Consider the following 22,306-nt stretch of genomic DNA (forward strand, 5'->3'; position numbering starts at 1 on the left):
ACCCCCCAGTTGCCCGGAGGGTCGGTAGCGAGGGGGGTTTACTCTTCGCCCAGGTACGCTTTGCGAACGCTCTCGTCGTTGGCGATGTCGGCGGCGTTCCCGCTGAGTTTGACCTCGCCGGTCTGGAGGACGTACGCGCGGTGGGCGATGCCCAGGGCCATGCTGGCGTTCTGCTCGACCAGCAGGACGGTCGTGCCGCGCTCCTTGTTCAGCTTGACGATGATGTCGAAGATGGCTTCCACGAACAGCGGGGACAGGCCCATGCTGGGTTCGTCCAGCAGCAGCAGGCGCGGGTTGACCATCAGGGCGCGGGCGATGGCCAGCATCTGCTGCTCTCCGCCGGACATGGTGCCGCCCAGCTGCGCCTCGCGCTCTTTCAGGCGCGGGAAGAACTCGAAGCCTTCCTGCACGCGCTTCTCGATCAGGGCGCGGTCCGTGACGGTGTACGCGCCGACTTCCAGGTTCTCGCGGACCGAGAGGTCCTTGAAGATACGCCGGCCTTCGGGCACGTGACTGATGCCTTTTTGCATGGTGTGGTGCGCGGGAATACCGGAGATGTTCTGCCCCTGGTAGGTCATGGTGCCCCGGCGGGGTTTCATCATGCCGCTGATGGTGCGCAGGCTGGTGGTCTTGCCCGCGCCGTTCCCGCCGATCAGGGCGACGATCTCGCCCTCGTTGACGGTCATGCTGACGCCCTTGAGAGCGTGAATGTGGTCGTAGTAGGTGTGGACGTCGTTCAGTTCCAGCATGGGTTTCAGTTCAGACATGAGGACGTTCTTCCTTCCCGTACTCGCCGGCGGCGGCCCCACGGCCCAGGTAGGCTTCCATCACGCGGGGGTCGTTGCGGACCTGATAGGGCAGGCCCTCGGCGATCTTGCTGCCGTAGTCCAGCACGGTGATGTGTTCGGACAGGGTCATGACCAGCCGCATGTCGTGCTCGATCAGGCAGACGGTCACGCCCAGTTCGTCACGGACGCGGCGGATCAGGCTTTTCAGGTCCTCGGTCTCGCGGGGGTTCATGCCGGCGGCCGGTTCGTCCAGCAGGATCAGTTTGGGCGTCGTGGCCAGCGCACGCGCGATTTCCAGTTTGCGCTGGTCGCCGTACGGCAGGTTGGTCGCCAGTTCCTGACGCCACTTGCTCAGGCCCACGAAGTCCAGCATCAGGCGGGCCGTGTCGCGCGCCTCCTGTTCGGAATCATGGAATTTCCTGGTGCGCAGCACGGCGTCCACGAAGCCGCTTTTCAGGCGGGCGTGGCGGCCCACCATGATGTTCTCCTCGCTGGTCATGGTCGAGAACAGGCGGATGTTCTGGAAGGTGCGGGCAATCCCGGCTTCCGTCACCTGATCGGGGCGCATGCCCACCAGTTCCCGCCCGGCGAGGCGGATGGTGCCGCGCGTGGGCTGGTAGATGCCGGTGATCATGTTGAAGAACGTGGTTTTCCCCGCGCCGTTCGGGCCGATCACGCTGACGATGCTGCGCTCGGGGATGCTCATGGTCACTTCGTTCACGGCGGTCAGGCCGCCGAAGATCTTCGTGACACCCTGCACGTCCAGAATGTTGCCGGTGCCGGTCATTTGCGGCCTCCTGCGTTGTCCTCGTGTTTGGCGGGCGCAACGCCGGCCGAGTACACCTCGGCGCCCGTGTTCCCCAGCGCTCCGGCGTTGCCGTCCACGCTGTCGTCTTCCTGGTTGTCCTCGTGGTGCAGTTCGAGGGTACGGCGCTTGTTGGGCAGCAGGCCCTCGGGGCGCAGCAGCATCATGGCGACCAGGATGATCCCGAAGATCAGGCGTTGCAGCTGTCCCGGGTTCACCTGCTGCGGGATGCCCAGGTTGGCGGTCGCCTCGCCCAGGCCCGGCAGGATGCGCAGGTTCAGCAGGGTTACGACGGCCGCGCCCAGGATCACGCCGGGGAAGGAGCCCATGCCGCCCAGGATGACCATGCTGAGCACGCCGATACTCTGGAACAGGTTGAAGGACTCGGGGCTGATGAAGGTCTGCTTGGCGGCGAAGATCATGCCCATGATGCCCGCGAAGCTCGCGCCGGTCGCGAAGGCGATCAGTTTGGTCTGCACCAGCGGCACGCCCATGGCCTGCGCGGCGACCTCGTCGTCACGGATGGCGATCCAGGCGCGGCCGATGCGGCTGCGGTCCAGGCGGACGTTCACCAGCAGGATCACGCCCACCACGATCAGGACCAGCACGTACAGGAACAGCAGGTAATGCTGGTCCTCGGTGAAGCCGAGCGCGCCGGCCAGCGAGTTGAACCAGGGCACGTTGGCGCTGCGGATGGGCGTGATGCCCTGCGAGCCCGCCGTGTACAGGTCCAGGTTGTTCGCTAGCACGCGAATCACTTCACCCAGGCCCAGCGTGATGATCGCGAGGTAATCGCCCTTCAGGCGCAGCACGGGCAGGCCGATCAGCACGCCGACAATCGCGGCGGCCAGGACGCTCAGGGCCAGGAACAGCCAGAAGAAGCCGGGGTCGATGCCGTTGGCGAGCCCCTCGGCCTGACCGGACATCAGCACGATGGTGGCGCGCGCCGCGAGGGTCAGGCCCGCGACCAGACCGAAGGCCGCGAGGCGGAAACTCCAGGTGCTCGTGGCGGTGGGGGCCTGACGGCTGGTCAGGCGGTTGATGTACACCATGCTGGCGGCCGTCACGACCGTCAGGAACAGGCCGATGGCCAGCGTGCCGGCGTTGGTGGCGCCCGGGTTCTCGCCGTAGTACCGCAGGATCTCGGCGAAGCGGGGGCTGGCGAAGATCCCCCAGGTGTACGCGCCGACCGCGAAGAACGCCACGTACCCCAGGTCCAGCAGGCCCGCGAGACCCACCACGATGTTCAGGCCCAGCGCCAGCGCCGCGAAGATCATGATCTGGATGCTCAGGTCGAGCAGGCTGGTGTCTTCCCGTCCGGCCCACGGCAGCACGATCAGCAGGCTGGCCACTCCGACCAGGGCGCGCGCCCAGGGGGCGGCCTTCCACAGGTACGCGAACAGAATGTTCGCCAGGAACAGCGACACGAAGAACGCTTCGGTGATGGGGTTTTTCAGGAACTGCCCGGCGCTGCCCAGTCCCTCGAGGAGCGGGCCGTTATGCGAGACCAGCAGCACGGCGCTGGTGATCAGGAAGAACGCGATCAGCAGGATGGTCCGGTCGGGTTTCCCGTCGCGGTTGGTGTCGAACATGGAGGGCAGGCTCATACTTTCTCCACGTTGCTCTTGCCGAGCAGGCCGGTAGGTTTGAAGATCAGGATCAGGACCAGCACGATGAACGCCCCGATCCGCTGGTAACTGGCGTCGATGGCGCCCAGGTTCTCACTGCCGACCACCATGCCCAGAATGTTCGTCACGCCGATCAGGTTCTGGATGACGCCCAGGGTCAGGCCGCCCAGCACCGCGCCGGGAATACTGCCGATCCCGCCCAGAACGGCGGCCGTGAAGGCGATGATGCCCGGGTCAAAGCCGCTGTAGGCGTTCACGGTACCGAACTTCATGCCGAACAGCACGCCGCTGATGCCGCCCAGCGCCCCGCCGATCAGGAAGGTGGCGCTGATCATGCGGTTGCTGTCGATGCCCATCAGGCCGGCGGTCACGCGGTCCTGCGCGACGGCGCGAATGGCTTTGCCCATGCGGGTACGGTTCACGATGTAGTTCAGGACGGCGAGGCTGATCAGCGCCACGACAACCAGGATCACGTCCTTGAGCTGCATGTCGATGCCCACGCCGCGCAGGAAGTTCCCCAGTGGCGCGCAGGTGCTCTCGGCGGCGCAGAATTTGTTGGCGAAGCCGTTCGGCAGGGTGTACGTCAGGTCGAACCGGCCCTGGAATCCCTCGATGACGCGCAGGACGTCTTGCAGGATCAGGGACACGCCGATGGCGGTGATCAGCGGCACCAGTTTCGGTGCGCCGCGCAGCGGGCGGTACGCCAGGCGCTCGATCAGGACGTTCAGGCCGCCGGAAACGAGCATGGCAGCCAGCAGCGCGATCAGCAGCTTGAGGTAGCCGTTCATCTCGACGCCGTTCAGAACGCGGAAGACTTCGAAGCCGACGACGGCGCCGGTGACGAACACCTCGGAGTGCGCGAAGTTGATGAGTTGCAGCACGCCGTACACCATGGTGTAACCCAGCGCGATGATCGCGTACACGAAGCCCAGGACGAGACCGCCGACGATCACGTTGACCAGGAAGGGCAGGAGGGTCGCGAGATCCAAAGAAATTCAACTCCTTTGCGTGGGAGTGTGGTCGCCCGGTCAGTTAATTGACCAGAGCGGCACAGAGAAACGAATAGTGCAACCGGGGAAGACCGACTCTCGGTGCTTCCTCCGGTCCCTGAACCCGCGCGTCAGCACAGTCAGTTAACTGAAATGGTACTCCGGTCACGCTTGCGCGGTTCCGTGCGCCGGAACCCGGCCCGTCCGTAACGCCCGGCAGGGCGGCGGTCATGAGAACTGGGGCCCGGCGCGTGGCCCGGCCCCAGGATGGTGCGGGGAAGCTCAGTTGTGCGGGGGCGCGTCTATACACGCCCCCCGGTGAACTTCAGTTCTTGGGAGCCTTGACGGGAATGCTGGTGCTGAGCTTGAACTTGCCGGCCGTGACGTTCATCACGTACAGTGTGCCGGCCTTGCGGTCGCCGACCGAGTTGAAGGCCACGCTGCCGGACAGCAGGCCCGTGAAGCTGCCCTTGCGGATGGCCGTTTCGACCTGGGTGCGGCTGGGCAGTTTGTTGCCGTTGGCGCGCACGGCGTTCAGGGTGCCCTGTAGGACGACCTTGGCGGCGTCGTAGCCGAAGGCGCCGAAGCCCTGAGCGTCGTCGTTGAAGGTCTTCTTGTAGTTGGCGGCGAACACCTTCGCGGCGGGCAGCGCGTCGATGGGCGCGGCGACGGTCGTGAAGTAGATGTTGTTGGCGTTGGCGGTGCCGACGATCACGGGCAGTTCGCCGCTGTCGAGGCCGTCGCCCCCGACCACGGGGGTCGCGACGCCGCTTTCACGCAGCTGCTTGATGAACACGCCGACCTGGTTGTAGATGCCGCCGAAGTAGATGGCGTCGGGTTTCTGCAGCTTGATCTTGGCGATGATGCTGGAGAAGTCGCTCTTCTCCTCGGTGCCTTCGTTGGCGACGACGGTCACGCCGCTGGCCTTCAGGGCCTTCTCGACTTCCTTGGCCAGACCTTCGCCGTAGGCGGTCTTGTCGTTGACCACGTAGGCTTTCTTGGCTTTCAGGGTGCCGCTGATGAAGTTGGCGCCGGCCGGGCCCTGCGAGTCGTCGCGGGCCACGATGCGGTTCATGTTGCTCAGGCCACGGTCGGTGACCCCGTTGGCGGTGTTGGCCGGGCTGACCATCGCCACGCGGCTGGGCTGCAGCGCGGCGCTGGAGGGAATGGCGACGCCGCTGTTCAGGGTGCCGACCACGGCCAGAATCTGGCGGTCAGCGGCGATCTTGCGGGCGGCGGCGGTGCCGGTCGCGGGGTCAGCCTGGTCGTCGTAGGGAACGAGGACGAGGTCGAAACCGAGTTTCTTGAACTGGGCCTTGTACTCGTTGACGGCCAGCTGGGTGCCGTTGCGGATCTGGGTACCCAGGTCGCTCTGGCCGCCGGACAGCGGGCTGAGGCTGGCAATCTTGATGGTGGTCTGTGCGGAGGCGGTGCCGAGGGCAAGCGCGGCGAGTACGGTCAGGCTCAGTGCGGATTTCTTCATGGGTCCTCCAGATATGGGTGCACATCGGGCCTGGTGCCCGGGTGCCGTGTGGTGATGCCCAGATTCTATGAAGCACTTAAGGTCCTGTCAATGCGTCACTCATGAAGCTCAGTGAAATGATTGAAGCGAGACCAAACCAATACCAGTGGATGATTGCCGGCGGAGAGTGCGAATTAGCAATATGATTGCGCGGCTGGTGACCGGCTGGCGTGACTGAAGCATTTTCATGCAGTGGAACGCAAGCACAGCTTGTCCAGTTGAGCCGTTGATCCCCCCGGCAGGTGAAGGTTTCCGGCCCTGATCCCTCCCTGGCTCACCACGGAAAAGTGCCGAAAGACCGGGTAGACCGGCAACACCCGAGCTGCCACTCCCGCCGATCTGCCTCTCCTGGCAGTCCAGCTCCGGACAGCAGGCCGGTACGGCCGCCACCCGGCAGGTGCTGGCGGTTGGTGCATTCAGGCAGAAAGCCCCGCCGGACAGAACGTCGGCGGGGCCTGGGGTGCCTGTGGGGCAGGTCTGTCGCCTGCCTCTCAGGACAGTCCGTGCCGGGGACAGCGCAGGGGCCGCTACGGCGTTTTCAGATACGGCGCTTTCAGATCAGATCCAGGTAGCGGTCGAGTTCCCACTGGTGCACGGTCGCGCTGTACTCACGCCACTCGGCGCGCTTGGCGGCCACGAAATGCTCCATGACGTGCTCGCCCAGTGCGCGGCGCATCACGTCGTCCTTTTCCAGTTCCTCGACCGCCTCGCGCAGGTCGGTGGGCAGTTCCTTCACGCGGTGGTGGCGTTTCTCGCGCACCGTCATCTTGAAGATGTTGCGCTGAATGGCCGGGGCGGGTTCCATGTCCTGCTCCATGCCGTCCAGGCCGGCGGCCAGCATGACGGCCAGCGCCAGGTACGGGTTGCAGCTGGGGTCGGGCATGCGCACCTCGGCCCGCGTGGAGTTGCCTCGCTTGGCTGGAATGCGGATCAGGGCCGAGCGGTTACTGGTACTCCAGGCCACGTTCACCGGAGCCTCGAAGCCCGGCACGAGGCGCTTGTAACTGTTCACCAGCGGGTTGGTGATGGCCGTCATGCCGCCCGCGTGGTCCAGCAGACCCGCGATGAACTGCTCGGCGGTGCGGGACAGCCCGTACTCGCCGGCCGGGTCCGCGAAGGCGTTCACGCCACCACGGAACAGGCTCAGGTGGCAGTGCATGCCGCTGCCGTTCACGCCGGGAATGGGTTTGGGCAGGAACGACGCCAGCAGGCCGTACTCCAGCGCCACGCGCTTGACCACGAACTTGAACGTGGCGATGCGGTCGGCCGTTTCCAGCGCCGGGGCGTAACGGAAGTCGATCTCGTGCTGGCCGGGCGCGACCTCGTGGTGGGCCGCCTCGATCTCGAAGCCCATCTCGACGAGTTTGTTGGTGATCTCGCGGCGGATGCGTTCGCCCTTGTCGATGGGAGCCAGATCGAAGTACCCGGCGCGGTCGTGCGTGACGGTGCTGCCCACCCCGGCCGGCGTGCGCTCGAACAGAAAGAATTCCGGTTCGGTGCCCACGAACATCTCGAACCCCAGGGCCGTGGCCCGGTCGATCTGGCGTTTCAAGACCTGCCGGGGGTCCCCCTCGAACGGCGTGCCGTCGGGCAGGGCCACGTCGCAGATCAGGCGGGCGACCTTGCCGCGCTCGCCTTCCTCACGCGAGAACTGCGGGTAGATCAGGAAGGTGCGCAGGTCCGGGCGCAGCAGCATGTCGGATTCCTCGACGCGCGTGAAGCCCTGCACGGCGCTGCCGTCGAAGGTCACGTCGCCGTTCAGGGCCTTGCCGAACTGGGATTTGGGGACCTCGACGTTCTTGGTGTTGCCCAGGATGTCCGTGAATTGCAGGCGTAGGAACTTCACTTCCGCTTCCTGCAGGCGGGTCAGGATGCTCTCCACGGTCGGGCCGTCCGGTTGCGCGGGACGCACGGCGGGCGCGGGGGCGGACGGCACGGGAGTTTTGCTGGAACGGGGGGGCGTCATGGTGAAAGGAACCTCCGGAATGAGAAACGGGAAGAGAATGGGAAGAGACAGCAGGGTGCAGGCAGGATTCAGGATGACCGGCGCAGCCCGGCATGCAGGTCGGGGTCAAGCGTCCCAGGCCCAGGAACACAGAGGCCGAGAGGAGAAAGGTGAATCCCGGCCCGTGAGTCGAGAGACGGCAGAACCCGGCAGGGACGCGGCCTGCGCGGGCGAACCGCAGCCGGGTCCAGGCCGCAGCACACCACCCGGGCATTTCAAAATGGTACGACCTTCGCAGCCGTCCGGTAAGCCGGGACTGCTTGCACGGCCCGGACCAGCCGCGCGGCCCCCGGCCTGTTCCCTCACGCCGCGCCGCTGGTCCAGTGCAAAGTGTTCCGGGAAAGCGGCAGTTCTGCCCATATGAGCTGTAACAAGCTGCAAGGCGCAGCCCCGCCGGGCGGTCGGGGTGCCGGCAATCCGTCATCTTGTTCAGAACAATGCGTTGACCCTGCCGGGGCACCCTCCTATACTCGCGGGCAGTACGTGAGCCACCGTCCGGCGCGGAGCAGACCGCAGGCCATCACACCGCGCAGCCAACGGCGTGGCCCACCACAGGGAGCGACATGAACCAGGACTTCGACGTTAACTCGGCCGCACGCAACTGGCGCGTGGAAACCACCCCCTCCGCCTCCCCGCTGGAAGTCGTGAACGACCTGTTCGCCAGCGACGTGCTGACCCTCGAGCAGCTCAAGGCCCGCCTCAGCAAGAGCGCCCACAAGAGCCTGCAGGCCACCGTGGAACGCGGCGCGCAGCTCGACGCCAGCATCGCCGACACCGTCGCGCTGGCCATGAAAACCTGGGCGATGGAAAAGGGCGCCACGCACTACACCCACTGGTTCCAGCCGCTGACCGGCAGCACCGCCGAGAAACACGACTCCTTCCTGAACCCCGCCGGTGACGGCGTGGCCATCATGTCCTTCTCCGGCAAGGAACTCATCCAGGCCGAGCCCGACGCCAGCTCCTTCCCGTCCGGCGGCCTGCGCGCCACCTTTGAGGCGCGCGGCTACACCGCCTGGGACCCCTCGTCCCCGGCATTCATCATCCGGCACGCCAACGGCGCGACCCTGTGCATCCCCAGCGTGTTCGCCAGCTGGACCGGCGAGGCCCTCGACCTGAAAACCCCGCTGCTGCGCTCCATCGAGGCCCTGAACAGCGCCGTGACGCCCGCCCTGGAACTGTTCGGCGCCAGCGCCGGCACCCGCGTCAGCAGCAGCCTCGGAGCCGAGCAGGAGTACTTCCTGATCGCCGAGGAGTACTACTACCGCCGCCCCGATCTGGTCATGACCGGCCGCACCCTGTTCGGCGCGCAGCCCCCGCGCGGCCAGGAACTCGAGGATCATTACTTCGGCGCGATTCCCGACCGGGTCCTGAGCTTCATGACCGACGCCGAAATGCAGCTGTACGCGCTGGGCATTCCGGTCAAAACCCGCCACAACGAGGTCGCGCCCGGCCAGTTCGAGATCGCCCCGATCTTCGAGAACAGCAACATCGCCGCCGACCACCAGCAGCTGATCATGCAGGTCCTGCGCACCACCGCCCGCAAGTTTGGTCTGGTCTGCCTGATGCACGAGAAACCCTTCGCTGGCGTGAACGGCAGCGGCAAGCACTGCAACTGGAGCATGTCCACCAACGCCGGTGAGAACCTGCTGGAACCCGGCGACACCCCTCACGAGAACATGCAGTTCCTGTTCTTCTGCACTGCCGTCCTGAAAGCCGTCGACACCCACCAGGACCTGCTGCGTGCCTGCGTGGCCAGCGCCAGCAACGACCACCGCCTCGGCGCGAACGAGGCTCCGCCCGCCATTATCAGCATCTTCCTGGGCAGCGAACTGACCGACATCTTCGACCGCATCGTCAGCGGCCAGGGCGGCAGCGGCAAGTCCGCCGGTCTGATGGGCCTGGGCAGCAGCGTCCTGCCCGAAATTCCCGTGCACGCCGGCGACCGCAACCGCACCAGCCCGTTTGCCTTCACCGGCAACAAGTTCGAATTCCGCGCCGTGGGCTCCTCGCAGAGCATCAGCTTCCCCATCACGGTCCTGAACGCCATCGTCGCCGAGAGCGTCTCTGAACTGACGGCCGAACTGAAAGCCAAACTCGATGCCGGGCAGAGCCTCGACGACGCCGTGGCCGAAGTCGTCAAGGGCACCTACCAGAAGTACCAGCGCATCGTGTTCAACGGCGACGGGTACAGCGAGGAGTGGCACACCGAGGCCGAGAAGGAACGCGGCCTGCTGAACCTGCGCACCACCCTCGACGCCGTCGAACAGCTGAACAACGACAAGAACACCGCCCTGTTCGGCAAACTCGGCATCCTGAACGAACGCGAACTTGGCGCGCGCCAGGAAATCATGTTCGACATCTACTTCAAGACCGTGAACATCGAGGGTGAAACCACCGAGTACATGGCCCAGACGCAGATCCTGCCCGCCGCCCTCACTTACCTCGCGGATCTCGGCCGGGTCAGCGGCAGCAAGGCCGCCCAGGGTGTGACTGCCGAAGTCAGCGCCGCCGCCGACGAACTGTTCGACGCCATCCAGGCCCTGCGCACTCAGAACCAGACGCTGGGCGGCGAGGAAGTTCACGAGAAAGCCCACCACATGCGCGACCACGTCCTGCCCGCCATGGGTGACGTGCGCACCGCCGCCGATAAACTCGAGAAGGTTGTGAGCAGCAAGCTCTGGCCGCTGCCCACCTACCGCCAGATGCTCTTCGTGAAGTAAGGGAAGCGCGTGGAGGGGGGGCCGTGGTGAGTGGATCACCTGCCCACCTGCACCCCACGCCCCGACCGGCACGGCCAAGCACCCCAAGCCAGTGACCCGACCTGCCCCGCAGCAGGCGGGTCACTGCTCTGTTGCGGGCCGGCCCACTGCCCATGCCCCACTCCCTGTGCCCCGCTGCCTCTCTCCCGCCCGCGTTTCAGTTCTGCTGCCCGGAGCGGAGTAAACTGCGGGCGTGTTGAATCTGCTTCGCCGCCCCGCCGTCACCCCCGCCGAACTGGATGAGGGGCTGCGCGCGCTGGGGCTGGACGGGTCGCAGCACGTGATCGTGCACGCGAGCCTGAAGTCCTTCGGAACGCTGGACGGCGGGGCCCGGACCATCGTGGACGCCTTGGCCGCGCGGACGGCGACGGTTGTGGCCCCGGCCTTCACGTACACGACGCTCCTGTCCCGGCCGACCTCGACTACGCACGCCCGCTTTCACCGGGACAGCCGGGTCAGCCGCGATATCGGGCGGGTGTCGCAGGAGATCGTGGACCGCGCGGGCGCCCTGCGATCCTTTCACCCGACCCTGAGCTTCATCGCGCTGGGCACCGAGGCGGCCCGCATCACCGAGGCGCAGTCGCTGAGCAGCCCGTACCAGCCGGTCGGGGCGCTGTACGACCTGAACGGGTACGCGCTGCTGATGGGCGTGGATTTCGGCAGTAACACCAGCGTGCACTACGGCGAGCACCTCGCGGGGATGCCGCTGCTGACGCGGTACGTGCCGCTGGACGGTCAGGTGCTGCCCACGGCGTTCCCTAACTGCTCGGCCGACTTCGATCACCTGGCCCCCGAGGTTCACATGGGGCTGCGCAGCACGCAGGTGGGCCAGTCCACGCTGCGCCTGTACCGCGTGCGGGACCTCGTGGACGCCACGGTGCGCCTGCTGAACCGCGACCCGGAAGGGCTGCTGTGCACGTACCGGGGCTGCCGCTGCCAGGAAGTGCGGACGCTGGTGCGCGCCCAGGGCCTGACGCCGCGCCCGCACACGGGCCTGATCAGCTGAGGCGTTTCTCGCTGGAGTGACCGGGCCGCACGCGCAGGTCAGGGCGGACGTGGTGCGCGGCGTGATTGGCCGCCACGGCCGCCTGCGCCAGCCCCACCGAGATCAGCTTGAAATCCTGCCCGGACGCCGCCAAGTCGCCCGCCACGAACACGCCGGGCAGCGCCGTCCGGCTGCCCACCCCGTCTGGTACGTACTCGCCCTGCCAGTCCAGCGGCCAGCCCTGCACCGGGGTCAGGTCCGGCAGGTAGCCGTTCAGGATCAGGACCGTGTCGGCCTTCACGTCGTGCGGCTGTCCGTCCACGGTCAGGGAGGCGCTGGTCGGGGTCAGGGTGGTCAGGGTGGCGGGGGCCAGCAGCTTCAGCTGTCCGCTGCGTCCCGCGTCCTCTAGTGCACCCAGGTCGGCGGGACTGCCCCGGAAGCCGGCGCGGCGGTGCGTGAGCGTCACCTGCGCCCCCGCCTGCGCGAGTTCCAGGGCGGCGCGGGTGGCCTGCGGTACGCCGCCCACGACCAGGACGTGGCGACCCGCGAGTTCTGCCGCGTCCGGTACGTCCGTCCTCACGTCCGGGTGGGTGTCCGCGCCGGGCACGCGGGCCTCGCGGGGCAGCAGTGCGCCCAGGCCTGCCGCCAGGATCACGGCCCCCGCCCGGAAGGTGCGCGGGCCGTCCGGGGTGGTCGCCCCGACGCGCCAGCCCTCACCGTCCGGTTCCAGCGTGCGGGCCAGGGTGTGCAGATGCCACTGCACGTTCAGGCCGTCCAGTTGCCGGACCAGTCCGGCGATCACGTCGGCGGCGGGCGCGGCAGGCAGGCCCGGCACGTCGTACACCCGCCGGTCCGGGTACAGGGCAGTCAGTTGCCCGCCGGGTTCATGCCGGGCGTCCAGCAGGGTCACGCTCAGGCCGCGCCACGCGGCGTAGAAAGCGGCGTGCAGTCCGGCAGGCCCGGCACCGACGACCAGCACGTCCGCGTCACGTTCAGGGGGAAAGGCGGGGGAGGGGACGCTCATGCGGCGAGTATGCCAGACGCTGCCGCGTGACCATGGCAGCCGGGCCGGCAGCAGAACGTCCCCGCCTGATGACTGGCGGGGACGTTCCGGGGGACAGTGTTGTGAGTGCAGGAGTGTGGGTGCAGCGTTCAGCGCTGCTCAGCGCTTGCAGTTCAGCTCTTGCGGTGGCCGAGCATCATCTCGCGGTGCACGATCTTGCGGCGGGGGCGGCCCTCGGCCTGCCCGGTTGCCAGTTCGTGCGCGTCGAGGGTCTGCCAGTCCGCGAAGGAGTACACCTGCACGCCCCGCCCGGCCAGCAGGGCGTCCACGGCCTCGCGGGTGGGGTGGGCCGCGCCGGGCAGGTGGCCGCTATTCACGTCGGCCAGGAGTTGCGCAACGGTGTCGGTGGCGTCCTTACGGTTGGTGCCGACCACGCCGCTCGGGCCGCGCTTGATCCACCCGGCGGTGTACTCGCCCACGCGGCCTTCCACGCGGCCTTCCTCGTTGGGAATCACTCCGCGCCGCTCGTCGAAGGGCACGCCGGGCAGTGCCACGCCCCGGTACCCGACCGAGCGCAGCACCATCTGCACGGGCAGCACCTCGTACTCGCCAGTTCCGACCGCGTTGCCGTTCTCGTCCAGGCGGTTGCGTTCCACTTTCAGGCCGCCCACGTGCCCGGTGCCGTCATCGATGATCTCGGTGGGGGAAACCAGGAAGCGCAGGTGAACGCGGCGGGGTTTGCCCTCGCGTTCACGGCCGGCGAAGTCGCGCAGCACCTCGATGTTCTTCTTCTTCACGTTGTCGGTGACGGCGGCTTCCTCGGCGTCGGTCAGGGCGATCTCGGCGGCGTCCACGACGGGTTCGGATTCGTGCAGTTCGCCGAATTCACGCAGTTCCTTGGTCGTGAAGGCCGCCTGCGCCGGGCCGCGCCGACCCAGGATCCACACGTCATTCACGGCGCTGTGTTCCAGGGCGTCCAGGGCGTGGGGGGCGATGTCGCTGCTGCGCAGTTCCCCGGTGGTCTTGGCCAGGATGCGGCTCACGTCGAGTGCCACGTTCCCCACGCCGACCACGGCGACGCCACCGGCGCTGAGGACCATCTCGCGGGCGGCGGCGTCCGGGTGGCCGTTGTACCAGGCGACGAACTCGGTGGCGCTCATGGAACCGGTCAGGTCCTCACCGGGAATGCCCAGGCGGCGGTCGCTGCTGGCTCCCACGGTATACAGGACGGCGTCGTAGTGGGTCACGGCGTCCTCGTGCGTCAGGTCCGTGCCGAAGGACACGTTGCCCAGGAAGCGCACGCGCGGGTCGCCGAGGGTCTTCTCGAAGCCGCGGGTGACGCTCTTGATGGTCAGGTGGTCGGGCGCCACGCCGTAGCGCACCAGTCCGTAGGGCGTGGGCAGGCGGTCGTACACGTCGATGTCGACGTTCAGGTCGCTTTTCAGCAGGGCTTCGGCGGCGAAGATGCCGCTGGGGCCGCTGCCGATCACGGCGACGCGCAGCGGACGTTCGGGGGTGACTGTCAGACTCATGAAGTTGAGTCTAAGGGTCAACTGCTCGGCTGGGAACGGCCACGCTGGACAGAGATGCGGCGAGGGGTGTCACATCGGCAGAAACACGGCCAGCAGAAACGGAGCCAGCAGAAACAGAGCAGGCAGAGGCAGGGGGCACGCAACAGAACGCTGCCCGGCGTGAGGACCGGGCAGCGCTGCTGAAACAGGAGTGGTGTGGGTGGATCAGGCGGCGGCGATGACGCTCAGGGCCTGTTCGTTCTTCAGGGTGATCTTGCCGTAGCCGGCGCTGATGACACCCTCGCGGGACAGTTCGCCCACGACCTTGGTGACGGTCTCGCGCACGCTGCCGACGGCGGCGGCCAGTTCGTCGTGCGTGGCGTAGATCATGGTCTCGCCGCTGTCGAGCTGGGTGGCCAGGGCAGTGTCCTTGAGTTCCAGCAGTTCCCCGGCGATGCGGGCGCGCAGCCTCTTGCCGACGAGGCGGTAGATGCTTTCGTAGGCGCGTTCCAGCGTGCGGACCAGGTGGGTGGTGACCACGAGGTTGTCCTCGGCGCTCATCAGGGCGGGGTTGATCACGTCGATGCTGGAGTCGGTGACGGCCTCGGCGAAGTAGGCGCGGTTCACGCCGGCCAGGGCTTCCTCGCCGAAGTACTCGCCGGGTTTCACGTAGCGCAGGGTCAGGCCGTTGCCGTCGTCGTCCATGGTGTGAACACGCACGAGGCCGGCGGCGACGCGGTAGAGCATGTCGCTCTTGCCGGGGTAGAGGATGACGGCGCCGGGGCGGTAGGTGACGGTGTCCACGAAGGTCCGGGTGTTGGTGTTAAGGGTCATTGTGTGCGCCTCCTTGGGCGGTGTGAGAGGGGGAAACGGGGTGCCGGGGGCTTATTCCCGACGTGCTCACAGTGTAACCCAACATCACTTTTTTGTAAACACTTTTGTTTCTTTAATCAGTATTGAGATTACAGATCGCCCGGTCAGTCGCGCTTACCGCGAGGCCCAGCAGGACAGCACTTTCAGGCGACCCGCTGGCCCGACGCACCTCACCCGCTGCTCACCGCCGGGCCGACTCCCCCGGCGGGGGCGTTCCCTGCTCACAGCAGGTCTACTTCAGGTACGGGCCGACGCGACAGGTGGTTCGATCTGCCCCGCCGGGACCTGTACTCAGGGGCGGTGCCGGCTGGCCGGAACGGGCGTGGGCGGCGAGGCCTTCACCCCGCCGCCCACCCGGTCCCGCCGCCCTCAGCAGGTCAGGATACAGCCGATCAGAGTTCGTCCTCGCGGCGGATCGGGAAGGCGCTGATCACGCTGTCCTTGTCGGACACGTTGATGACCTTCACGCCCTGCGCGTTGCGGCCCGTCACGCGGACCTCCTCGACGCGGGTGCGGATCACGGTGCCCTTCTCGGTCAGGACCATCAGTTCCTCGTCACCGGCCACGCGGGCCAGGGTGACCAGTTTGCCGGTCTTGTCGGTCACGTCCAGCGTGATGACGCCCATCCCGCCGCGCCCCTTGGCGGGGTACTCGCCGACCGGGGTGCGTTTGCCCAGCCCGCACTCGCTGACGGCCAGCAGTTCGCTGTCCTCGTCACCACCGGGGACCAGGGCCATGCTGACCACGGCGTCCTGCTCGCCTTCACGCAGGCGGATGCCGATCACGCCCTGCGTGGCGCGGCCGGTGTCGCGCACCTCGCCGCTCTGGAAGCGCATGGCCTTGCCGTTGCGGGTCGCCAGGATCACGTGATCGCTGTCCTGCACGATGCCCACGCCGATCAGTTCGTCGCCACTCTGGAGGTTGATGGCGATCAGCCCGGCCGAGGTGATGTTGCCGTAATCGGTGATCAGGGTCTTCTTCACCACGCCGTTGCGGGTCGCGAAGATGAAGCACCCTTCCTCCTCGAAGCCCCGGACGCTCAGGACGGACGCGATGTTCTCCTCGTCACGCAGGCCGGGCAGCAGGTTACGGATGTGCGTGCCCTTGGCGTCACGGCCGGCTTCCGGCAGGTCGTAGATCTTCTCGTGGAACACGCGGCCCTTGTCGGTGAAGAACAGCAGGAAGTCGTGCGTACTGCCCACGAACACGCGGGTGTTCACGTCCTCGTCGCGCAGTTTGCCGCCCGACGCGCCGCGCCCGCCCCGGCCCTGCGCGCGGTAGGCGTCCAGGTTAGTGCGCTTGAGGTACCCGGCCTTGGTCATGGTGATGACCATGTCCTCGACCGCGATCAGGTCTTCCTTGCTGATGTCCTCTTCCAGCAGCGTGATGGTGCTGCGGCGCTCGTCGCCGTAGTTGTCGCGCACGGCGCGGATTTCCTTCTTGATTTCCTTCCAGAGCAGACCCTCGTCACCCAGGACGGAGCGCAGGAACGCAATCGTCTTCTGGAGTTCGTCGAACTCGGCCATCAGCTTCTCGCGTTCCAGGCCCACCAGACGCTGCAGGCGCATGTCCAGGATCGCCTGCGACTGCTCCTCGCTGAGCCCGAAGCGGACCATCAGCGAGTCGCGCGCCTCGGTGCCAGTGTTGCTGGAGCGGATCAGGTTGATGACCTCGTCGATGTGATCAAGCGCCTTGATCAGCCCTTCGAGGATGTGGGCGCGGGCCTCGGCTTTCTTCAGTTCGTACTGCGTGCGGCGCGTGACCACGTCCCGGCGGTGAGCCAGGAAGTACTTCATGGTGTCGACCAGCGGCAGCACGCGCGGCTCGCCGTTCACGATGCTCAGGTTGATGACCGTGAACGTGCCCTGGAGCTGCGTGTACTTGTACAGCTGGTTCAGGACCAGCGTGGGAATCGCGCCTCGCTTGAGTTCCACCACGATGCGCACCGGGTCCTTGCGGTCGGACTCGTCGCGCAGGGCGCTGATGTCGGGGATCTTCCCGGCCTTGTACATGGCGCTGATCGTCTGGATCAGGTTGGTCTTGTTCACCTGATACGGAATCTCGCTGATGATGATCTGGTTCCGGCCGTTCTTTTCCTCGATGCGGGCCTTGCCGCGCACCTTCAGGCCGGCGTGGCCGGTGGCGTAGGCGTCGCGGATGCCGACCTGCGAGATGCGCCCGCCGGTCGGGAAGTCCGGGCCGGTCACGTGCTGCATCATGCCGTCCAGGCCGATGTGCGGGTCGTCGATCAGGGCCAGCAGGCCGTTGCAGATCTCGGTCAGGTTGTGCGGCGGGATGTTCGTCGCCATGCCCACCGCGATGCCGGAGGCGCCGTTGATCAGCAGGTTCGGCACGGCCGAGGGCAGCACGCTGGGTTCCACGGTGGTCTCGTCGTAGTTGGGTTTCAGGTCGACGGTTTCTTTTTCCAGGTCGGCCAGGACTTCCTCGGCGACCTTGGTCATGCGGGCCTCGGTGTAACGCATGGCGGCGGGCGGGTCGCCGTCAATGCTGCCGAAGTTCCCCTGCGGGTGAACCATGGGGTAGCGCATGTTCCACCACTGGCCCAGGCGGACCATGGCGTCGTAGATGGAGCTGTCGCCGTGCGGGTGGTACTTCTTCATGACCTCGCCGACCACGGACGCCGACTTGGCGTGCTTCTGGTTGGCGTACAGGCCCTCAAGCATCATGGCGTACATGATCCGGCGCTGCACGGGCTTGAGACCGTCGCGCACGTCGGGCAGCGCGCGGTCCACGATCACGTTCATGGCGTAGTTGATGAAGTTGGTCTTGACTTCGCTGGTGATGTCAACGGGAAGAATTCCGGTCATGTTGCTCCAGTGGTGCAGGTCCGGGCGTGGCCGGGGCCGCGCCGCAGAGGTGGGATGGGGATGCCCGGCGCGGGGGCCGGGAATGGATCGATTCTAGCACGATTATGTTTTAAGCGTAATAGAACCGACGCCTTCTATAGTCCCCATTGTACCCGAAAACACCCCCGGACACCGCGACCCTCACCACCACCGGAACCCGCCCAGCACCAGCAAAATCAGTCCTCCATGACAGCCCAGACCCCACCCGCCCCGGACGGCGCACTCAACCACCGCTCCTGTCTCCCCGGCCTGACCCGCAGCGGCAACCCCAGCCGCCTCACACCAGCCGGCCAGCAGCAACTCCTGGCCCTGAACTTCAGCCGCCTCATCGACCTGCGGGACCGTACGGAACGCACGGTGGACCCGCCCCCCTTCCTGGGCCACCCCGCCTACCTGAACCTGCCCCTGCTGCCCCGGCGCAACCGTACCTTCAATTAGGTCACCGCCGCCCGCAGCAACACAGGACGCGCTGGCCCGCAGGCTCCACACGCCCGTCCCGCCCACCACCCCCGACGGCCTGCCAGACACCACCCCCCGCTGACCCTGCCGAGCCTTTATGATGACTTCACATGCTTGATCAACTCACGCAACTCGTCAGGGACGTGGATGGCGCCTGGGCCGCAGCTATCGGTGGCCTGGACGGCCTGCTCATCGAGGGGTACTCCACCGCCACCACCGACCTCAATCTGCTGATCGCCGAGCACGCCGGCCTGTACCGCTCGGCCAGCATCGCCTATTCCACCACCCTGAACGGCGGCCAGACCCGCGAGATGTACCTGCGTGGCGAACGCCTGAGCGTGTACCTGCACCCCATCAAGGCCGATTACTTCCTGCTGCTGGCCGTCGACGCCCGCAGCAACCTCGGACAGGCCCGCCTGTACGGCCGCGACACCGCTCGCAAACTGGAGGCGACCCTGTGATCATCGACCCCCTGCGCACCCTGCCCGGCGTGATCGCTGCCGCGCTGGTCGGCCCGGACGGCCTGCCCATCGAAACGCACGGCGAGGGCGGCGACGCCATGGCCGCCGAACTCAGCGCCCTGCGTGCCAGCCTGGACCGCACCGGCCGCCGCCTGGGCGCCGGTGAAGTCACCCGCATCGCGTTTACCAGCGAGCGAATCGAGGTTGTGGCCGTTTCCAGCGGGGACTTCGTGCTGGGGGCCGCCATGGCGCGCGGCAGTGACACCCGCACCGCCCAGCAGACCCTGGCCCGGCTGGCCCTGGAACTCGGGCACCTGCCCCGCCCGGAGATCACGTGATTGAGGCCCTGATGGAGGTGCGCGGCGTGCGCCACACTGCCCTGGTCGCCAACGACGGCCGCGTCGTGGCCCGCGCCGGCCTGCCGGAAGAGCAGCTGAACGCGGAACTGACCCTGATCGCCGCTGGACGCGCCGTGATCGGCAGCCTGCAGGCCAACCTGAACACCGGCGACTGGCAGGAACTGCTGCTGGACGTCGAGGGCGGCCCCGTCCTGCTGACCCCGCACGGCGACCAGATCCTCCTGACGGCCTTCGACGAGGTCGCCAGCCTGGGCCGCGTGCGTTTCGCGGTGCGCCGCCTGCTCGGCACGGCCTGACCGGACCCGCCGCCCGCGCGCCCTGGCCCCCGCCCAGCGGGAACGCCGGGGCGCGTTGCATTCGTCCCGGCATGGGCGCGCTAGCGTAAGCGCATGCAAGACCGTCCCCGCCGCCTGCGCCGCACGCCCGCCCTGCGCGCCCTGACCCGCGAAGTGCACCTGCACCCGGAGCAGTTCATCCACCCGATCTTCGTGCATGAACGCGACACCGTGACGGACATCGCCACCATGCCCGGCGTGCAGCGCCACAGCATTGAAAGTGCCGTGGAACAGGCCCGCGAGGCCCTGAGCCTCGGCATTCCCAGCGTGATCCTGTTCGGCATTCCCGACCACAAGGACGCCCTGGGCACCCAGGCCTACGCTGAGGAAGGCATCATCCAGCGGGCCACGCGCGCCATCAAGGCCAGCGTGCCCGGCATCAGCGTCATTGCCGACACTTGCCTGTGCGAGTACACCGACCACGGCCACTGCGGCCCGCTGTGCGAGGTGCCCGGCCTGAGCGGCCCGGATGCCTGGACGGTCGACAACGACCCCAGCCTGGACCTGCTGGCCCGCACGGCCGTCTCGCAGGCCCGCGCCGGAGCGGACGTCGTGGCCCCCAGCGCCATGATGGACGGACAGGTCGCCGCCATCCGCGCCGCACTGGACGCCGCCGGCTTCACGCACGTCCCGGTCATGAGTTACGCCGTGAAGTACGCCAGCGCCTACTACGGCCCCTTCCGGGACGCTGCCGGATCCACACCCAGCGTCGGGAACCGCGCCACGTATCAGATGGACCCCGCCGGAGGCTACCGCGAGGCGCTGCGCGAGGCCCGCCTGGACGCCGAGCAGGGCGCCGACACCCTGATGGTCAAACCCGTCCTGGCGTACCTGGACGTCCTGAGCCTCCTGAAACGCGAGTTCGACCTGCCAGTCGTGGCGTACAACGTCAGCGGCGAGTACTCGCTGATCAAGGCCGCCGCCGCCGCCGGGTTCATGGACGAGCGCCGCACCGTCCTCGAAACCCTGACCGGCATGCGCCGCGCCGGAGCGGACGCCATCATCACGTACCACGCCATGGACGCCGCCCGCTGGATCGCCGAGGACGCCCGCAAGTGACCAGCGCCGCCAACCCCATCCGCGTCGACTGGATTCCCACCGGCCTGTGGCCCGGCCGCCTGGGCCTGACCTTCGCGCCCGGCAAGAAGGGCGGCAGCGTGTACCAGCCGGGCGTCACGCACGACCGCGACCTGACCGACGACATGCGCACCCTGGCGCAGGGTGGCGCGAACGTCATCGCGCCCCTGCTGGAAGACCACGAGTTCCCCATGCTGGGCCTGGAGGACTACCACGGCGCCGCCGACACCTTCGGCCTGGAAGTCGCGCCGTACCCCATCCCGGACGGGCACGCCCCGCACGACCCGCGTGACTTCGCCGCATACATCGACGAACTGATGACCTACCTGCTGAACGGCCGCAGTGTCGTCGTGCACTGCCGGGGCGGCCTGGGACGCGCGGGCCTGAGCGCCGCGTGCCTGCTCGTACAGGCGGGCCTGGACGCCGACGACGCCATCGCCCTGGTCCGGGAGACCCGCAGCCCGCACGCCATCGAAACGCCGCAGCAGGAACAGTTCATTCACGACTTCGCCCGCTGAGGGCGCGGAGGTCACCCATGATCAGTGTCGCCAACCGCATCCACGTGAAGGGCGAGTACCACGACATCTTCGAGCAGCGGTTCCGCGACCGCGCGGGGCTGGTGGACGGCATGCCCGGCTTCATCGCCAACCACGTGCTGCGCCCCACCCGGGACGGCGATCCGTTCGTGGTGCTGACCTTCTGGGAATCCCACGAGGCCTTCGAGGCCTGGACGACCAGCGACGCCTTCCGGCAGGGCCACGCCCGCAGCGGCATCCTCCCGAAAGACGCCTTCAGCAGCCCGAACGTCCTGGAAATCCATGAGGTCGTCGCCCGGCCCACCTGATCCGGCCGTCCCGCCTGCGTTCCCTCTCCAACCCGGGCAGGCGCGGGAACCATGAAGGTCTACAGCCTGAAGTCGTGGGCCCTCCCGGGGCCGCTGGCCTACACTGGGGCATGACCCGATTCCCTGCTCTGCCCGCCCTGCTGGGGTCGGCCCTGCTTGCCGGGGCGCTGGCCTCGTGCGCGCCCGCCCTGACCGGCCCGCAGACCGGCCGGATCGTGAACACCCGCACCGGGCAGGAAGGCACCGTGACCTTCGTGCGCGGCAGCCTGAACGCCCGCCTGCCGGACGTGTTCGCGCCCGACAACGCCACCATCGTCATCGGCGAGCGCACGTACACCGGCCGCACCTACCTGCTGGACGGCGTGGCCAGCCCCCTGCCGGCCGGCAGCAGTCTTAGCGTGGGCTTTGGGGCCAGCACCGGGGGAGGCAACGCCGGAGACTTCGGTTTCGGCACCCGCTTCGACACCGGCCGCCCCCGCCTCGCCCCGACCCGCACCGGGAACCTGATCGCCCGCGTGCAGGGAGACGCGCCGGGCCTGCTGACCTGCACCCTGACCGTGGACGCGCAGGAACGCGGCATCGGCGAGTGCTTCGACGGCGCGGGCATCCGCTACGCCCTGCAATTCTGAATCGGAGCAGATGCGAGTGGGAGTGATGCGGAGTCCGGAACGGACGGAGCCCACTTGAAGATGGTGGGGGAGAGGCCGCGCGTGGTGTGCCTGTGCGGCAGCGTGCGGTTCCTGGCTGAATTTGACGCGGCGTCACTGGCCGAAACGCTGGCGGGCCGGATTGTCCTGAGTGTCGGGAGCCACAGGCAGCGGGACGAGGACGCCCTGGCCCACCCGACGGGCACCGAACGGGACGCCGCGCTGGACCGCCTGGGTGAGCTGTACCTGCGCAAGATCGACCTCGCGGACGAAGTGCTGGTCATCAACCCCGGCGGGTACGTGGGGGACTCGACCCGCCGGGAGATCGCGTACGCGCAGCAGACCGGGAAACCCGTCCGCGGCCTCGAACCGCTGACATTGTGACTGGA

At 67.5% G+C, this 22,306-nt stretch carries 21 protein-coding genes; 11 read left to right on the top strand and 10 right to left on the bottom strand.

All coding sequences use genetic code 11. The features are described 5' to 3' along the window. Positions 1-38 precede the first annotated feature (38 nt). The 6 genes from M8445_RS10540 to glnA all read right to left on the bottom strand — a co-directional run bounded on the left by M8445_RS10540 (position 39) and on the right by glnA (position 7,698). Complete coding sequence (locus M8445_RS10540; RefSeq protein ID WP_273987717.1) at positions 39-767, bottom strand: ABC transporter ATP-binding protein; 729 nt, start codon at positions 765-767, stop codon at positions 39-41. After that, positions 760-1,575, bottom strand: coding sequence for an ABC transporter ATP-binding protein (locus M8445_RS10545; protein ID WP_273987718.1), 816 nt, complete (start codon positions 1,573-1,575; stop codon positions 760-762). Before M8445_RS10545 ends, M8445_RS10540 begins: the two co-directional genes overlap by 8 nt. Next, on the bottom strand, positions 1,572-3,200 hold the full coding sequence (locus M8445_RS10550; protein WP_273987719.1) for a branched-chain amino acid ABC transporter permease: 1,629 nt from the start codon (positions 3,198-3,200) through the stop codon (positions 1,572-1,574). Before M8445_RS10550 ends, M8445_RS10545 begins: the two co-directional genes overlap by 4 nt. After that, positions 3,197-4,210 carry a branched-chain amino acid ABC transporter permease gene (locus tag M8445_RS10555; protein WP_273987720.1) on the bottom strand — a complete coding sequence of 338 codons (1,014 nt, stop codon included), beginning with the start codon at positions 4,208-4,210 and terminating at the stop codon, positions 3,197-3,199. The genes M8445_RS10550 and M8445_RS10555 overlap by 4 nt, the downstream gene beginning before the upstream one ends. Positions 4,211-4,535: 325 nt before the next feature. Beyond that, positions 4,536-5,693 carry a branched-chain amino acid ABC transporter substrate-binding protein gene (locus M8445_RS10560; RefSeq protein ID WP_273987721.1) on the bottom strand — a complete coding sequence of 386 codons (1,158 nt, stop codon included), beginning with the start codon at positions 5,691-5,693 and terminating at the stop codon, positions 4,536-4,538. Positions 5,694-6,285: 592 nt separating this feature from the next. Further along, positions 6,286-7,698 carry a type I glutamate--ammonia ligase gene (gene glnA, locus M8445_RS10565; protein ID WP_273987722.1) on the bottom strand — a complete coding sequence of 471 codons (1,413 nt, stop codon included), beginning with the start codon at positions 7,696-7,698 and terminating at the stop codon, positions 6,286-6,288. 602 nt (positions 7,699-8,300) lie between these two features. On the opposite strand from glnA, the gene M8445_RS10570 reads away from it, so the two are divergent. After that, positions 8,301-10,457 carry a glutamine synthetase III family protein gene (locus M8445_RS10570; RefSeq protein WP_273987723.1) on the top strand — a complete coding sequence of 719 codons (2,157 nt, stop codon included), beginning with the start codon at positions 8,301-8,303 and terminating at the stop codon, positions 10,455-10,457. Between the two features lie 232 nt (positions 10,458-10,689). Beyond that, the gene (locus M8445_RS10575) at positions 10,690-11,502 is read left to right on the top strand and encodes an AAC(3) family N-acetyltransferase (protein WP_273987724.1); all 813 of its coding nucleotides are present in this window, start codon (positions 10,690-10,692) and stop codon (positions 11,500-11,502) included. Here the strand turns inward: M8445_RS10575 and M8445_RS10580 are convergent. The 4 genes from M8445_RS10580 to gyrA all read right to left on the bottom strand — a co-directional run bounded on the left by M8445_RS10580 (position 11,495) and on the right by gyrA (position 17,696). Continuing rightward, on the bottom strand, positions 11,495-12,505 hold the full coding sequence (locus M8445_RS10580) for an NAD(P)/FAD-dependent oxidoreductase (RefSeq protein ID WP_273987725.1): 1,011 nt from the start codon (positions 12,503-12,505) through the stop codon (positions 11,495-11,497). The genes M8445_RS10575 and M8445_RS10580 overlap by 8 nt on opposite strands. A gap of 152 nt (positions 12,506-12,657) precedes the next feature. Next, positions 12,658-14,016, bottom strand: coding sequence for an FAD-dependent oxidoreductase (locus M8445_RS10585; protein ID WP_273987726.1), 1,359 nt, complete (start codon positions 14,014-14,016; stop codon positions 12,658-12,660). A 204-nt stretch (positions 14,017-14,220) separates the two neighbouring features. Beyond that, positions 14,221-14,829 (bottom strand): helix-turn-helix domain-containing protein, encoded by a 609-nt coding sequence (locus M8445_RS10590; protein ID WP_273987727.1) that lies wholly within the window; start codon positions 14,827-14,829, stop codon positions 14,221-14,223. Positions 14,830-15,260: 431 nt separating this feature from the next. After that, a complete protein-coding gene (gene gyrA, locus M8445_RS10595) occupies positions 15,261-17,696 on the bottom strand; it encodes a DNA gyrase subunit A (protein ID WP_273987728.1) in 2,436 nt (811 codons plus the stop codon). Between the two features lie 225 nt (positions 17,697-17,921). Between gyrA and M8445_RS10600 the strand changes: the two genes are divergently transcribed. From M8445_RS10600 to M8445_RS10640, 9 genes are all read left to right on the top strand, one after another. Then, positions 17,922-18,173, top strand: coding sequence for a tyrosine-protein phosphatase (locus M8445_RS10600; RefSeq protein ID WP_273987729.1), 252 nt, complete (start codon positions 17,922-17,924; stop codon positions 18,171-18,173). Between the two features lie 131 nt (positions 18,174-18,304). Beyond that, complete coding sequence (locus M8445_RS10605; RefSeq protein ID WP_273987730.1) at positions 18,305-18,655, top strand: roadblock/LC7 domain-containing protein; 351 nt, start codon at positions 18,305-18,307, stop codon at positions 18,653-18,655. After that, a complete protein-coding gene (locus M8445_RS10610; protein ID WP_273987731.1) occupies positions 18,652-18,993 on the top strand; it encodes a roadblock/LC7 domain-containing protein in 342 nt (113 codons plus the stop codon). Before M8445_RS10605 ends, M8445_RS10610 begins: the two co-directional genes overlap by 4 nt. After that, entirely contained in the window at positions 18,990-19,310 is a 321-nt protein-coding gene (locus M8445_RS10615) for a roadblock/LC7 domain-containing protein (protein WP_273987732.1), read from the top strand. The genes M8445_RS10610 and M8445_RS10615 overlap by 4 nt, the downstream gene beginning before the upstream one ends. 93 nt (positions 19,311-19,403) lie before the next feature. Next, positions 19,404-20,408, top strand: coding sequence for a porphobilinogen synthase (gene hemB / locus M8445_RS10620; RefSeq protein WP_273987733.1), 1,005 nt, complete (start codon positions 19,404-19,406; stop codon positions 20,406-20,408). Then, positions 20,405-20,944 carry a cyclin-dependent kinase inhibitor 3 family protein gene (locus tag M8445_RS10625; protein WP_273987734.1) on the top strand — a complete coding sequence of 180 codons (540 nt, stop codon included), beginning with the start codon at positions 20,405-20,407 and terminating at the stop codon, positions 20,942-20,944. Before hemB ends, M8445_RS10625 begins: the two co-directional genes overlap by 4 nt. A 17-nt stretch (positions 20,945-20,961) precedes the next feature. Next, a complete protein-coding gene (locus M8445_RS10630) occupies positions 20,962-21,270 on the top strand; it encodes an antibiotic biosynthesis monooxygenase family protein (protein ID WP_273987735.1) in 309 nt (102 codons plus the stop codon). Between the two features lie 110 nt (positions 21,271-21,380). After that, positions 21,381-21,899, top strand: coding sequence for a hypothetical protein (locus tag M8445_RS10635; protein WP_273987736.1), 519 nt, complete (start codon positions 21,381-21,383; stop codon positions 21,897-21,899). Between the two features lie 60 nt (positions 21,900-21,959). Then, positions 21,960-22,301, top strand: coding sequence for a hypothetical protein (locus M8445_RS10640; RefSeq protein ID WP_273990889.1), 342 nt, complete (start codon positions 21,960-21,962; stop codon positions 22,299-22,301). The last annotated feature ends 5 nt before the right edge of the window (positions 22,302-22,306 follow it).

The sequence above is a fragment of the Deinococcus aquaticus genome, from assembly GCF_028622095.1.
GTDB classification, from domain to species: Bacteria; Deinococcota; Deinococci; order Deinococcales; family Deinococcaceae; genus Deinococcus; species Deinococcus aquaticus.